Origin of the sequence: Jonesia denitrificans DSM 20603, assembly GCF_000024065.1 — a bacterium.
Taxonomy (GTDB): Bacteria; Actinomycetota; Actinomycetes; order Actinomycetales; family Cellulomonadaceae; genus Jonesia; species Jonesia denitrificans.
The window spans coordinates 1551664-1565791 of record NC_013174.1; the positions used below are offsets into that span (position 1 = coordinate 1551664).

General features: G+C 56.4%; 14 protein-coding genes. 9 read left to right on the forward strand and 5 right to left on the reverse strand.

Features of this window, described 5'->3' with window-relative positions; translation table 11 throughout:
• Nucleotides 1–91 precede the first annotated feature (91 nt).
• Together JDEN_RS07265 and JDEN_RS07270 are read left to right on the forward strand one after the other, a co-directional pair.
• Nucleotides 92–1903, forward strand: coding sequence for an AMP-dependent synthetase/ligase (locus JDEN_RS07265; RefSeq protein WP_015771720.1), 1812 nt, complete (start codon nucleotides 92–94; stop codon nucleotides 1901–1903).
• A gap of 123 nt (nucleotides 1904–2026) precedes the next feature.
• A complete protein-coding gene (locus JDEN_RS07270) occupies nucleotides 2027–2308 on the forward strand; it encodes an Lrp/AsnC family transcriptional regulator (RefSeq protein ID WP_015771721.1) in 282 nt (93 codons plus the stop codon).
• 19 nt (nucleotides 2309–2327) lie between these two features.
• Here JDEN_RS07270 and trpD read toward each other — a convergent pair whose 3' ends face one another.
• Both trpD and JDEN_RS07280 read right to left on the reverse strand, forming a co-directional pair.
• Nucleotides 2328–3407, reverse strand: a complete 1080-nt coding sequence (trpD, locus tag JDEN_RS07275) for an anthranilate phosphoribosyltransferase (RefSeq protein WP_015771722.1) — start codon at nucleotides 3405–3407, stop codon at nucleotides 2328–2330.
• A complete protein-coding gene (locus JDEN_RS07280; protein WP_015771723.1) occupies nucleotides 3404–3823 on the reverse strand; it encodes a response regulator in 420 nt (139 codons plus the stop codon). Before JDEN_RS07280 ends, trpD begins: the two co-directional genes overlap by 4 nt.
• Before the next feature lie 348 nt (nucleotides 3824–4171).
• On the opposite strand from JDEN_RS07280, the gene ctaE reads away from it, so the two are divergent.
• From ctaE to JDEN_RS07305, 5 genes are all read left to right on the forward strand, one after another.
• Nucleotides 4172–4813 carry an aa3-type cytochrome oxidase subunit III gene (gene ctaE, locus JDEN_RS07285; RefSeq protein ID WP_015771724.1) on the forward strand — a complete coding sequence of 214 codons (642 nt, stop codon included), beginning with the start codon at nucleotides 4172–4174 and terminating at the stop codon, nucleotides 4811–4813.
• A gap of 85 nt (nucleotides 4814–4898) precedes the next feature.
• Entirely contained in the window at nucleotides 4899–5678 is a 780-nt protein-coding gene (gene qcrC, locus JDEN_RS07290) for a cytochrome bc1 complex diheme cytochrome c subunit (protein WP_041288321.1), read from the forward strand.
• Nucleotides 5675–6691 (forward strand): cytochrome bc1 complex Rieske iron-sulfur subunit, encoded by a 1017-nt coding sequence (gene qcrA, locus JDEN_RS07295; protein WP_015771726.1) that lies wholly within the window; start codon nucleotides 5675–5677, stop codon nucleotides 6689–6691. Before qcrC ends, qcrA begins: the two co-directional genes overlap by 4 nt.
• Complete coding sequence (gene qcrB / locus JDEN_RS07300; protein ID WP_015771727.1) at nucleotides 6688–8331, forward strand: cytochrome bc1 complex cytochrome b subunit; 1644 nt, start codon at nucleotides 6688–6690, stop codon at nucleotides 8329–8331. The genes qcrA and qcrB overlap by 4 nt, the downstream gene beginning before the upstream one ends.
• Nucleotides 8332–8511: 180 nt before the next feature.
• Nucleotides 8512–9132 carry a superoxide dismutase gene (locus tag JDEN_RS07305; protein WP_015771728.1) on the forward strand — a complete coding sequence of 207 codons (621 nt, stop codon included), beginning with the start codon at nucleotides 8512–8514 and terminating at the stop codon, nucleotides 9130–9132.
• Nucleotides 9133–9310: 178 nt separating this feature from the next.
• Here the strand turns inward: JDEN_RS07305 and JDEN_RS07310 are convergent, their stop codons facing one another.
• Genes JDEN_RS07310 through ctaC form a run of 3 tightly spaced genes read right to left on the reverse strand, consistent with a single transcriptional unit; the run spans nucleotide 9311 to nucleotide 12362 of the window.
• The gene (locus JDEN_RS07310) at nucleotides 9311–9712 is read right to left on the reverse strand and encodes a cytochrome c oxidase subunit 4 (RefSeq protein ID WP_015771729.1); all 402 of its coding nucleotides are present in this window, start codon (nucleotides 9710–9712) and stop codon (nucleotides 9311–9313) included.
• A complete protein-coding gene (gene ctaD / locus JDEN_RS07315; protein ID WP_015771730.1) occupies nucleotides 9712–11463 on the reverse strand; it encodes an aa3-type cytochrome oxidase subunit I in 1752 nt (583 codons plus the stop codon). Before ctaD ends, JDEN_RS07310 begins: the two co-directional genes overlap by 1 nt.
• Complete coding sequence (gene ctaC / locus JDEN_RS07320; RefSeq protein WP_015771731.1) at nucleotides 11463–12362, reverse strand: aa3-type cytochrome oxidase subunit II; 900 nt, start codon at nucleotides 12360–12362, stop codon at nucleotides 11463–11465. The genes ctaD and ctaC overlap by 1 nt, the downstream gene beginning before the upstream one ends.
• A gap of 250 nt (nucleotides 12363–12612) precedes the next feature.
• On the opposite strand from ctaC, the gene JDEN_RS07325 reads away from it, so the two are divergent.
• Together JDEN_RS07325 and JDEN_RS07330 are read left to right on the forward strand one after the other, a co-directional pair.
• Complete coding sequence (locus tag JDEN_RS07325; RefSeq protein ID WP_015771732.1) at nucleotides 12613–13806, forward strand: aminotransferase class V-fold PLP-dependent enzyme; 1194 nt, start codon at nucleotides 12613–12615, stop codon at nucleotides 13804–13806.
• Nucleotides 13806–14030 (forward strand): sulfurtransferase TusA family protein, encoded by a 225-nt coding sequence (locus JDEN_RS07330; protein ID WP_015771733.1) that lies wholly within the window; start codon nucleotides 13806–13808, stop codon nucleotides 14028–14030. Before JDEN_RS07325 ends, JDEN_RS07330 begins: the two co-directional genes overlap by 1 nt.
• The last annotated feature ends 98 nt before the right edge of the window (nucleotides 14031–14128 follow it).

Consider the following 14128-nt stretch of genomic DNA (forward strand, 5'->3'; position numbering starts at 1 on the left):
CTGACAAGACTACTCAATGAGGTGAGTGTGATGCACATCCCGCTGGGCTGGTATATTTCCCTCAACGTCGCCCACTGTCGAAGGAGCCAGAATGGACGAAGCAATAACTCCCCCACTCGTTGAGGTCAATCCTCAACACAACCTCAATGACCTCCTCGCCCGCCGGGTCACCGCTGACCCACAAGGGACCATCATGGAAGTGATGTCACCCCAAGGGACCTGGTCTGCAATCACAGCGTCAGATTTCCTTGAGGAAGTCCACGGCGTTGCACGAGGATTGATCGCCTCAGGAATTGAGCCTGGCGATCGTGTCGGCATCATGTCACGCACACGCTATGAGTGGTCACTTCTTGATTGGTCAATTTGGGCAGCAGGCGCTGTGACAGTGCCGCTCTACGAAACCTCAAGTGCTGAACAAGTCGAATGGATCCTGCAAGATGCCGGAGTGAAGTTGCTCATTGTTGAAAATGAACAACTTCACTCGGTGGCAAGCGAGGCGTTTGACAATGCTCCCCAGCTTTCAGACAGCCTCGTCATTGACAATGGTGCCATCAGCGAATTGCGTGCTCGTGGGGCCGAAGTCCCAGAAGAAGAACGCAACCATCGAGCCAGTCTTGCCACCCTCGACTCTCTCGCCACCATCATTTACACCTCCGGAACAACAGGACGCCCTAAAGGAGTGTGTCTCAACCACCGAAACTTCTACGAGCTATCCGACAACGCAGCAACGCGGCTGCGTGAAGTCCTCGACTACGGTGCACGACGCACACTGCTTTTCATGCCGCTTGCACACGTCTTTGCCCGGTTCATTCACGTTCTTGTCATCCCCGGTGGGTCAGTGTTGGGCCACGTGTCCGACACCAAAGACCTGTTACCAGCCCTTGCCTCATTTCAACCGACGTACATTTTGTCTGTACCTAGGGTGTTCGAAAAGGTCTACAACGCCTCCGAGCAAAAGGCTGTCGCAGGAGGAAAAGGGAAGATTTTCCACTGGGCGGCGCGGGCGTCAATTGCCTTTTCGCGAGCACGTGACACTCCGCATGGGCCTTCGTTAGGTTTGAGAGTCCAACACCGCATAGCTGACAAACTCGTCTTGTCCAAGCTTCGTGCGGCCTTGGGGGGACACGCGCAATACGCGATCTCCGGCGGGGCAGCGTTAGGAGAACGCCTTGGACACTTCTTCCGCGGTGCAGGGCTTGTGGTGTTGGAAGGGTACGGCCTGACAGAAACCACCGCACCCACTGCAGTCAACGTGCCTGATCGGGTGAAGATTGGCACAGTTGGGCCCCCGCTCCCAGGGTGCGCGATTCGAGTCGATGCCGATGGCGAGATCCTGGTCCGCGGCCCACACGTGTTCTCGCAGTACCACAACAACGATGAAGCAACACGGCTTGCGTTTGATGGTGAGTGGTTCCGAACCGGCGATTTGGGTTCACTCGATGAGGATGGGTATCTACGCATCACGGGACGCAAGAAGGAAATCATTGTGACTGCAGGTGGGAAAAATGTCGCACCTGCAGTGCTTGAAGACCGGGTGCGTTCTCACCCTCTTGTGAGTCAGGTTGTTGTGGTTGGTGACGGACAACCGTTCATTGCTGCCATGATCACCCTTGACGCAGAGGCTCTGCCTGGATGGCTCAGCGCCCATGGGCACCCTGCAATGTCGGTCAGCCAGGCAAAGGAGACTGCACACGTTCGCGCCGCGCTCGATCAAGCAATTGAGCGAGCAAATAAAGCAGTCTCCCGCGCTGAATCCATCCGAAAGTACGTTGTCCTCGACACTGATTTCACCGTCGATAACGGCTATTTGACCCCCTCGCTGAAAGTCAAGCGGACCGAAGTTCTCCGCGACTACTCACGTGAAGTTGATAGCTTGTATGCCGACGTGAAGCGAGTTGACTAACCGGACACTCATACGGCACGGTCAGCTATTGTGGGTGGTGAACCGGTACGGTTCACCACCCACCCCACGCGTGGCGGAGGCACTGGCGCCTTGTGGATGCGTGACAACGCTAGGAGGAGAACAATGCCCACTGCAATTGTCATGATCGATACCGATCAGGCCCTTATCCCGGAGGTTGCAACCGAGGTCGCGACCATTGACGGGGTCTCCGATGTGTACTCAGTCACTGGTGATGTTGACCTCATCGCCATTGTCCGTGTAGCTGACCACCACGAGTTTGCTCACGTCATTGCTGACCGTATTGGAAAGACACAAGGCGTGATCAAAACTCGCACCTATCTTGCGTTCCGTGAATTTTCACAACATGACCTCGATGTTGCGTTCGATCTGGGGCTCGATACCTGACCCGCAGACCTCGTGGGCACTAAACGATGCTTGTCCCATGGTCGGGGGCAGCGGCAACCCGCCGCCAGGTGTCGATCAGTTGTTGAGTAGCACCACTGTCAATTGCGTCGCGAGCGATGCGCATCCCGACAGTAAGCCGGTCAACAAGAGCGCCATCACCGGTGCGCGTACCGTCGGCAACGAGCCCAGCAGCAGCGTTGGCAATCACAGTGTCACGGATTGCCCCATGGAGTTCACCGGAAAAAATGCGGGCCGCAACGTCAGCGTTTTCTGCGGCTGTTCCGCCCCGAATGTCATCGACCGTGATGGGCTCCAAACCTAACTCCTTCACCGGATCGAGAACACTATGGGTGACCTTTCCATCACGCACATCCCACATGTCAGTGGGGCCAAGCGCCGCGAGTTCATCAAGACCATGCGCCCCTCGAAAGACCAACGCTTGCGTACCACGTGACGCAAAGACGCCAGCAGTGATGGGAGCCATTGCCGCATCAGCGACCCCCACAGCCGCCGCACGTGGACGGCCAGGGTTCGTGATGGGACCAAGGAAATTGAACGCCGTGGCAAAACCTAGCTCACGGCGAGCAACTGCTGCGTGGCGCATCGACGGATGGAATGTTTGCGCGAAGCAGAAGGTCATGCCAACCTCACGGCCAATACGCGCGACCTCTGCAGGGGTGTGATCTAGAGGGAGTCCCAACGCTTCAAGAACATCTGCTGAACCTGATGAGGACGATGACGCACGGTTACCGTGTTTGACGACTGGAACACCACTGGAAGCGATCACCACAGCTGCCATCGTGGAAATATTCACGGTGTGGAGCCGGTCGCCTCCTGTTCCCACGATGTCCACTGCTTGCTGGGAATGCTCCAGGTCGGGATAAGGCACAGCGTTGTCCAGCATGGCTTGAGAAAGCCCGAGCATTTCGTTGACGGTCTCCCCTTTTGCGCGTAATGCAACGAGAAAACCGGCAAGCTGCACCGGCGAGGCAGTGCCACTCATGACCTGCGCCATTGCCCATTGAGCGTCGGCGACGGTGAGATCATTCCCCGCAATCAACGCGGCGGTTGTATCAGGCCAGGTCCGAGTCTGCGTCATTGAACATTCACTCCCTGCTGCAATGAGCCCTCGAGTAGGCCTTCTACGGTGTCGCTCAGCGTCAACGCGTCAAGTGGGCGTGGGACAACTGCATCTGCCAACGACCAGGACGCGAGCCAAGCATCCTGCGCCCGTCCGGTGAGGACAAGAATCGGGGGGCAGTTGTACACCTGGTTTTTCAGTTCTCGTGCAACCCCCATCCCTCCCGCTTTGCGCGCTTCACCGTCAAGAATGAGCAGATCAAAACGACCCGGGATGACTCGTTCAACGAGAGCGTCATAGGTGGCAACTTCGTGCCACTCTAGGTCAATGTCTCCTACGTGACTTCCTAGTGCTTGCCGAACCTGCGCCCGAACAGGCGCATCATCGCTGTACAAAAGCACAGAACGTGTAGTGGTGGTGGAGTCAGCGCTCATGTTGCCCTCTATCCTTTGACTGGTTCGTGCACGACGGTGTGTCCGACCTGTTGCCTACAGTTACCTACAGTGCCGTGGATTGCTGATCAAGCGATGCAACAGATCCTCGACGTTCATCCTACCGGCTGAGGTGTGCATCACCCCCTGTCGTGTCACGATGAGGAAACACCGCCTTGGCAGCACAGTCGCCGGGGCCGAAAGACCCACCCCCTTTTATGTGACACTGGCAAGTGTTCCGTCACAAGAAGCGCAGGATCTCCAGGATTCCTTCAACTTTGTGACATTGAACAACGCTTTTCGGTGGGTCTAAGGGCCCACCAACGGGGGAACATCGGCAATAATGGGACTGTGTCGACTGAAACGGCTGCTCCCAAAGCACAACACCACGTCAGTGTGAATCGTCCCAACCCAGTGTCGGTCGGGACCATCGTTTGGCTGTCTAGCGAACTCATGTTCTTCGCTGGACTTTTTGCGATGTACTTCACCATTCGCGCCACAGTGCCGGCAGAACAGTGGAGTGAGGGGACGGGACACCTCAACCTCACCTTTGCCATGATCAACACCGCTGTTCTTGTTGCGTCCTCATTTACATGCCAGTTTGGCGTGTTCGCTGCTGAACGCTTCCAGCCGGTTCGTACTGGATCCTTGCTCCAGATCACTAAATGGGGCATGAACGAGTGGATGACACTCACGTTCCTCATGGGATCCTTCTTCGTCGCCGGACAGGTGTTCGAGTATGCAGAACTTGTTCAACACGGACTCACTATCTCCTCGAGCCCGTATGGTTCTGTGTTCTACCTCGCCACCGGTTTCCACGGACTTCACGTCCTCGGCGGTTTGATTGCGTTCCTCCTCCTCCTTGGTCGATCCTTTTCTGCCAAGAACTTTGGACACCGTGAGGCAACCACAGGCATCGTCGTGTCGTATTACTGGCACTTCGTTGATGTTGTCTGGCTCGGACTGTTTTTCGTTATTTACTTCCTGCGTTAAGCAGGCAGCGGTGGTGGACATTGACGCCCACCACCGCATCAATATGTACCTACCAATCCCCATGAAGCGAGACGAGGATCGATTCGTGAAGGCACTCGCTGCCCGTAGACACCACCGGTTTACACCGGTCGTGCTCGTGATGTTGGCGCTCATCGCCATTGGTGGAGTGTATGCGGCATTTGCCACTGACTCTGCTCAGGCCGATACGGCAACAAACCAAGACATCGACGAGGGCAAGAAGCTGTTTATTGCTAACTGCGCAACCTGCCATGGCATCAATGCGGAAGGGACGTCAACTGTTCCATCTCTCATTGGTGTGGGAGCCGCTGCAGTGGATTTCCAAGTGGGAACAGGTCGTATGCCTATGCAGATGACTGGTCCACAGGCTGAGGTGAAGCCACCGCAGATGAATGAAGAGCAAACTGCGCAACTCGCTGCGTATGTTGCTTCTCTTGGCCCTGGCCCTGCCATCCCAGTGGACGACGCGATTGATCCTGAACTCGGCGACGCTTCCAATGGTGCAGCCTTGTTCCGCACGAACTGCGCGATGTGCCACAACGCTGTTGGTGCAGGTGGAGCATTGTCAGAGGGTAAATGGGCTCCAGATATTCGTCAGACCACGCCTGTGCATCTGTATGAAGCAATGCAAACTGGCCCCCAGAACATGCCCGTGTTCAACGATGCCACTCTGACCCCAGAAGAAAAACGCGACATCATCGCGTTCATTGATACGCAGAAAGAGGGCTCTGCCGGGGGTATTTCTCTTGGTTCGCTCGGCCCCGTCTCTGAGGGCGTCTGGGTGTGGGTTGTTGGAATGGGTCTGCTCATCGGAGCTGCTGTGTGGATTGGAGCTAAGTCGTCATGAGCGACAACGAACTTGTTACAACTTCACCGACACAAAGCACGTTTCAAGACCCTGGTCTACCAGAACACAAGTTGCGTATGGGCGACACAGATCCAGTTGCAGCCAAGCGGTCAGAACGCATTGTCGTGGGGCTGTTCGCTGTGTCGATTCTCGGCACGATCGGTTCACTACTCGCCTATTTCCTTGTTGTCCCTAATGAAACAACTGACAGTGTTCGCAACGCGAACATTGCTTTGGGCGTCACCCTATTCCTGTCGTTGATGGGAATTGGACTGGCAGCAATTCACTGGGCTAAATCCCTGATGTCCGATCATGAAGTGGTCGAGGAGCGGCACCTTACTGCCTCAGATGCGCCAACTCGCGAAGCAGCGCTGACAAAGCTCAACGACGGGGTGAAAGACGCAAATATTGGGCGTCGCACCGTCCTCAAAGGGTCAGTCATTACCGCTCTGGGTCTTTTCCCGTTGACGATCGCAGTTCCGCTGATTGGATCTGTTGGAAAAGACTGGGATGTGTCAAAGTTCCGCCACACAATGTGGAAGAAAGGAACCCGACTCACCACCGACCCAGCGGGTCGTCCAGTCAAGGCATCTGATGTCACGATCGGGTCTGTCGTTCACATCATCCCAGAGGCACCTGAAGAGGAACGCCGCAGCCACCACTGGATCACGGAGAAGGCTAAGGCCGTTGTTCTCCTTGTACGTATGGACCCTGCGGACCTCAAGGAATCTGAAGAACGCAAGAGTTGGTCGTATGACGGCATTGTCGCTTACTCCAAGATTTGCACCCATGTTGGTTGCCCTGTTGCGTTGTACGAACAACAGACTCACCATCTTCTGTGCCCTTGCCACCAATCAACCTTCGATGTCTCCGATGGCGCGAAGGTTGTCTTTGGCCCGGCTAAGCGTCCGCTGCCTCAGCTTCCTATCGCAGTGGATTCCGAGGGTTACCTCATTGCGCAAGATGACTTCAATGAACCTATTGGCCCAAGTTACTGGGAGCGTCTCAAGTGACAACGACTTCCCCCTCGACGCCCCTGGGCGCAACCGCTGATTACCTGGATCAACGCACGGGTCTTGGCAAAGCTGTCAAAGAGTTTTCCCGCAAAGTATTTCCTGACCACTGGTCATTTATGCTTGGTGAGATTGCCCTGTACTCCTTTGTGGTCCTGTTGATTTCTGGGTTCTTCCTCACAATGTTCTTTGTTCCCTCAATGGGGCTCATCGAATACCACGGCCCAGTGGAATCCATGGACGGGCAACTCATGTCCGAAGCCTTTGCCTCAACCTTGAAGATTTCGTTCGAGGTTCGTGGCGGTCTGCTGATGCGTCAGATTCACCACTGGGCAGCGCTACTGTTCATGGCTGCGATTGTGACGCACATGATGCGCGTGTTCTTTACCGGTGCGTTCCGTAAGCCGCGCGAGTTGAACTGGCTGGTTGGGTTTGTCCTGATGATCCTTGGTCTTCTGGCTGGTTTCACTGGGTACTCTCTGCCCGATGATGTTCTGTCTGGTAACGGGCTACGCATCACTGACGGTGTCGTTAAATCTATTCCGATTTTGGGTTCGTACCTGTCGTACTTCGTTTTCGGTGGCGAGTTCCCCGGCGAAGACATCATTCCGCGCTTGTTCGCCTTGCACGTCATGGTCGTTCCCGCACTGATTTTGTCGCTCATTGCACTGCACCTGTTGTTTGTGGTGCTCCACAAACACACTCAGTACCCTGGCGGTGGACGCACTGACAAGAACGTTGTCGGGTTCCCACTGTTCCCGGTCTACGTGGCAAAAGCTGGTGGATTCTTCTTCGTCGTCTTCGGTGTACTCGCACTGATGGGTGGGGTGATGTCCATCAACAACGTGTGGAACTATGGGCCCTATGACCCCTCCCCTGTGTCAGCTGGTGCGCAACCTGACTGGTACATGTTGTTCCTCGAAGGTTCCCTTCGTTTGATGCCGGGACAGACCGAATATGTCATTGCCGGCTACACGCTCTCCTTGAACGTGCTGATCCCGGCTGTTGTTATTCCGGGCTTGCTGTTCACTATCTTGGCGTTGTACCCGTTCATTGAAGCCAAGGTCACCGCCGACAAGAATGAGCACCATGTTCTTGACCGCCCACGCAACGTCCCCACACGGACCGGCATTGGTGTAGCCATCATCGTGGCGTTTGTTGTCCTCGCTGTTGCCGGGTCGAACGACTTGATTGCAACCCATTTCGACATGTCGCTCAACCTCATCACTTGGGTGCTGCGTATCGCGTTCTTCGCTGCTCCAGTCGCCGCCTTTATGGTGACTAAACGCATGTGCCTTGCGTTGCAGCGTAAGGACCGCGAAATTGTTCTCCATGGTCATGAGAGTGGGGGAATCTTCCGGTTTGCCAACGGTGAATACATCGAGGTCCATAAGCCACTCAGCGAACAAGAACGGTGGGTGCGCGTGAACTATCCAGCACACAAACCGCTTGAGATCGAACCAGCAGAGGACTCTCGTGGTGTCCGCCGTAAAGGCTACGCCGCTGACCGCCGCTGGCAACGTCTGTCGCAGTTCTTCTATGAGGACCGCGTGGAACCGGTTCGCCCCTCCGAGTTGCACCAGCACCACGAACAGGGTGAACTTGAGTCAGGCGAGACAAAGCCTTCGCTTGGTCACTGAAACAATCGTTCACGAGGTGAACGTGACCAGCGTTATCACCGCACGGTGATGCAAGGTTGAACGAGAAGCCCGCGCCATGGTCTCGCTCTTAGCGGGACTGTGTCGCGGGCTTTGTCGTTGACACAACGGCCCCTCCCCTTGGGCGGGTCATCTTCACACAATCTACTGGAGGTAGAAGGCATGGGCGTATACACGCTGCCAGAACTGTCCTATGACTACGGTGCATTGGAACCGCACATTTCCGGCCGTATCATGGAGCTTCACCACTCCAAGCACCACCAGGCTTATGTCACTGGTGCAAACACTGCGCTGGAACAGCTCGCTGAAGCCCGTGACAAAGGTGACTTTGCCACGGTCAACCAGCTCGAGAAGAACCTTGCGTTCAACCTAGGCGGTCACGTCAACCACACTGCTTTTTGGGAGAACCTCTCACCAGAAGGTGGAGAACCAGAGGGTGACCTCGCCGCCGCGCTCGCTGAGCAATTCGGCTCATTTGAGGCGTTCAAGAAACACTTCGCTGCAGTAGCGGCAGGTGTTCAAGGTTCTGGGTGGGCCATTCTCGCCTGGGATTCCCTGGGGAAGAAGCTCATTATCGTGCAGTTGTACGACCAACAGGGCAACATCCCCATGGGCCTCACGCCCATCGTTCTGCTGGACGTCTGGGAGCACGCATACTACTTGGACTACCAGAATGTGCGTGCAGACTACGTCACTGCTTGGTGGAACATTGTGAACTGGAAGGATGCAGGCGCACGGTTCGAGCGTGCACGCACCCAAACTCAAGGTCTCATCGTCCCGTGATGTGATCACACTGAACGAAGGGGGTATCCGGTCGGATACCCCCTTTGTTATCTGCCCATTGAGAGAGACACGCCTGCGAAGAATAGCGGGTGGAGCGTCGCACGGGACACCTCAACAAAGACCAGTGTCCCTGCCGAATAGCGGCAGGGACACTGGTCTTTGTTGTGCAGTCTGGGTGTTAGTGAGCGTGGTTACCGCGTGAGTACTCCATGACCCACCCAACAAGGGTGATCACGCCAAGAGCCGCCCCGATGTAAAAAATCCACCAACCAGCAGCAAGACCAAGGAAGCAGATTGACGCGGTGCCTGCGAGCCCGATAGGCCACCAACTCCACGGTGAGTAGAACCCTTGTGGTCCTGCTCCCTGGGAGATGTCCCCTTCCGGGTCATCTTCTGGACGGGGATCGATGTGCTTAGCTGTTCGTGACAGATACCAACCCACCATGAGGACGAGTCCCCCAGTGAGTGCCAACGCTGTGACACCTACTGGTTCTTGCCATTCGGTCATGAACCCGTAGACCAGAGTCACGACAACGAAGAAGGGGGTGAGGTAGGTGAAGAGGTTCGCTTCGATCTTCATCAGTGACCATCCTTCTTTTGGACGCGTTCATGGGTGACTTGTTCTTGGCCGGTTCGGTCTGCTTCACCGTACACATCGTCAAGTGGGGTCTGCCCTGGCACCTTATGTTCCATTGCTTCGATCTCGGGGTAGTGCAGGTCGAGTGCTGGTCGCTCAGAGCGGATCCGTGGTAGTGACGTGAAGTTGTGTCGTGGTGGTGGGCATGATGTTGCCCACTCCAAAGAAGCGCCAAATCCCCATGGGTCATCAACTGTCACCCGAGGAGCGTTCTTCGCGGTGACGTAAACGTTCCACAGGAACGGCAATGTGGATGCAGCAAGAACAAATGATCCGACCGTGGAGACCTGGTTCATGAAGGTGAAACCGTCTTCTTGGAGGTAATCAGCGTAGCGACGCGGCATACCGATCACACCGAGGACGTGCTGGATGAGGAATGTGGTGTGAAATCCGATAAACAGCAACCAGAAGTGGACTTTTCCAAGTCGCTCATTCAACATCTTTCCGGTGAACTTGGGCCACCAGAAGTAGAATCCAGCGAACATGGCAAACACGACTGTTCCAAAGACAACGTAGTGGAAGTGTGCAACCACGAAGTAGGTGTCAGAGATGTGGAAGTCCATGGCTGGGCTGGCCAGGATCACCCCGGTCAATCCACCAAAGAGGAAGGTCACGAGGAATCCTAGTGCCCACAGCATCGGGGTTTCGAAGGTGATCTTTCCGCGCCACATTGTCCCAATCCAGTTGAAGAACTTCACACCGGTTGGGATAGCAATCGCCATGGTCATGAAGGCGAAGAACGGGAGAAGTACAGCTCCAGTCACATACATGTGGTGGGCCCACACGGTCACGGAGAGCGCTGCGATCGCAATGGTTGCGTAGATCAAGCCTTTGTAGCCAAAGATTGGCTTGCGAGAGAAAACAGGGAAGATTTCAGACACGATCCCGAAGAACGGCAACGCGATGATGTATACCTCGGGGTGACCAAAGAACCAAAAGAGGTGCTGCCACAGAATTGCCCCGCCGTTTTCGGGGTTGAAGATTTGCGCTCCGAAACGACGGTCAGCTCCCAGCGCGAAGAGGGCGGAGGCAAGTGGCGGGAACGCCATCAGGATGAGCATCGAGGTCACGAGGGTGTTCCACGTGAAGATCGGCATCCGGAACATCGTCATACCGGGGGCACGCATCGTGATGATCGTCGTGATGAAGTTGACTGCACCAAGGATTGTTCCAAACCCACCAAGCGCGAGCCCAAACACCCACAAGTCACCACCGAGCCCTGGACTGTAGGTCGTGCTTGAGAGCGGGGCGTAGGCGAACCAACCGAAGGAGGCTGCGCCTTGACGTGTGAAGAACCCCGAAGATGCAATGATCCCACCAAAAAGGAAGAGCCAAAACGCGAATGCGTTCAACCGGGGAAAGGCAACGTCTGGGGCACCAATTTGGAGCGGAACCAGGACGTTGGCAAAACCCGCGAACAACGGGGTCGCGAAGAGCAGGAGCATGATCGTTCCGTGCATGGTGAACAGTTGGTTGTACTGCTCGTTGCTCTGAACGATTTGGATGCCAGGTTCAAAGAGTTCAGCACGAATAACCAGGGCCATGAGGCCACCGATGCAGAAGAAGATGAACGAGGCGATCAGGTACATGTACCCGATCGTCTTGTGGTCAGTAGAGGTGATCCATTTGACGATTGTACCGCCAAGGCTTTGACGCCCTGCTGAAAGGCCTGGGACGTAGTTTTTCTCAGCCATCAGTTGTCGCTTCCTTCCGCTGAGTCTGAGTCGTTGGCCTGCAGACGTGAGTAGCTGTCGTCGAGGCGACCGGTGTTTCCTTCAGCGCGTAGTTCTTCCATGTGCGCGTCATATTCTTCGCGTGAGACCACAGCCACGTTGAAGAGCATTCCAGAGTGGAATTCTCCACAGAGTTCTGCGCACTTTCCGGCGTAGATCCCTTCACGGAGCGGGGTGACTTGCCAGGTGTTGACACGCCCTGGGACCATGTCCATTTTGTCGAGGAAGGCGGGGATCCAGAATGAGTGGATGACGTCGCGTGATTTCAGGGTGAACTCGACGGGCTCCCCTACGGGCAGGTAGAGGGTGGGGAATGTTTCGTGGGTTCCGGGCGCCCCAAGACTTCCTTCCAGTTCACCAACGTTTTCCGCGTGAATGCCGTAGTCGTAGACATCGTCGGTGAGGTAGTTAAAGTCCCAGCTCCATTGTTTTCCGTACACTTCAATTTCGACGGCTGGCTCTGCCGAGGTGTCCCGGATGGCGGTCATGTCACGCTGTGTATAGAAAAAGAGAACGCCGACCATGACCACTGGTACTGCGGTGTACAAGATTTCTAGTGGCAGGTGGTACCGGGTTTGTACGGGGAGTTGGTTATCTCCGCGGCGCTTGCGGTAGGCGACAATGCACCAGATTGTCAGACCCCATACCAGGATCCCGATGATGAGCGCTACGACCCAGGATCCAACCCAGAGGTTGGTGATGCGGTCGGTCATGTTGGTGACGGGACCGTCTTCGTATCCCGGCATGTAACCGCGCTTGGCTTCTGGGGAGCATCCAGCGATGCTCAGCGCAACGATCGCGGTGAGACCGAGTAGGCGACCGCGTCGTGTTGTGCTGTTAGTTGGTTTTTGCGAGCTCAAGGGGGGAGCCTTTCACTTCACGTCCTGCGCCCGACCCGTTTTCGGGCATCACACAGGACCTTCGTCCTCGACACCTGTTAGCGTATCGCGCAATGTGGTGGAAGGTGGAATCGGACCCGCAGATTCCGTGTGAGAATGGCCGCACGACGTCAAGTTCATCACAGATGGAGAAGGTGTGTCAGAATCCAGATTTCTTTGTGACCTTTCCCGCGAGATTTTCACAAAAGTGCAGTAAGGAAGAGGCATAGGCATGGCATCGCAACCCCGCACGCCTGATGCGTCAGGCGCATCGGAAAGCACCTCCCCACCCTTCACCCCTACCCGCACTCACATGGATGCTGGCGGAAATCAGCGCATCACCGAGCTGGGACGTACGGCCTACCTCCAAGCTCTCGACGATGGATGGGCAGACCCGCGCCGCCTCAACTCCGAATCACGCCGCGCAGCCGCGCTCCTGGACGCCGCCCGTGAAGCCATCGCCTCCGTTCTTGGCTTCCATCCATCTGAAGTGCACATCGGGCCCTCACTCGTTGAGGTGGCTCACCGCACGGTTGGGGCAGTGCTGAGGGGGCGGCGAAGGGTTGGAACGGGCCTTGTGATGTCGGCAGTGGAGCGAGCGGCACTCATCAACGCGGCCACATTTCATGGGGCCACCCCGACGCTGGTCGGCGTCGATTCGCATGGCCGTGTCGACGCCGACGCGTTTGTTTCGGAGCTCGGCTCAGATGGTATTGCTGCGGCGGTGTTGCAGGCCGCCAACCATGAGGTGGGGACAACCCAACCTGTGGACATCGTCGCGCAGGCGGCGAAAGCCCACGGCATTCCTCTGATTGTCGATGCGGGGGCCAGTATTGGCCACATCGCACCGCCAGCTTACGGGGATGTTGTGTTAGCTCAACCAGCCGATTGGGGTGGTGGGCACGGGGTGGGGATCGCGGGGGTCCGCGCACGCACGCGCATCGCAAGAAATTGGCCTGAGGACACGGAACCGTGGTTCCCAGGAACGGTGAATATCCCCGCTGTGTTCGCTGCAGCGGTCACCCTTGGCGAAGCCGAACGGGAACGACAGGAGTGGGCGGCGCGCTCCGCGGGCTTTGTCGATGAGATTCGCGCAGCCGCATCCCTTGTGCCGGATTGTGAGGTCGTTGGTGATCCGGTGAACCGTCTGCCCCATGTTGTGACGTTTTCGTGTTTGTACGTCGATGGGGAGGCGTTGGTCACGGAGTGGGATCGGCGAGGTTTTGCGGTGGGGTCGGGTTCTGCGTGTACATCGCTCACACTGCAGCCTTCCCATGTGCTCGCTGCGATGGGGGTTCTCACGCACGGTAACGTTCGTCTTGTGGTGGACAAGTCAGTCACCGCGGACGATGTCCACCGGTTGTGCCATCAGATTCCTGATGTTGTTGCCCAGGTGCGCAGTCAGTTAGGTGTGGATGGTTTGTGATGACTGTTGATGCACGCGGGTTGCGGTGTCCGATCCCGGTGGTGCGTTTGGCGCGTCACGTCCAAGAGCTGGCACCGGGCGATGAGGTGGTGGTTCTTGCCTCAGATCCAGCTGCGCAGTGGGATATCCCGGCGTGGGCGCGAATGAAGGGTCATGTGTGCTCTGCGGCTGAGGTCACTCACGACCCCTGGGAGGTACGTTTTGTTGTCACGGTCGTGTCCTGAGCGTGTCCTGTAGCGCACGGGGTCGACACCACCGTTGACGCTAAGTCGATGCCGGTTGTCACAAGCATCGAGTGAAGATGTCATGGGTGAGGGCTGGC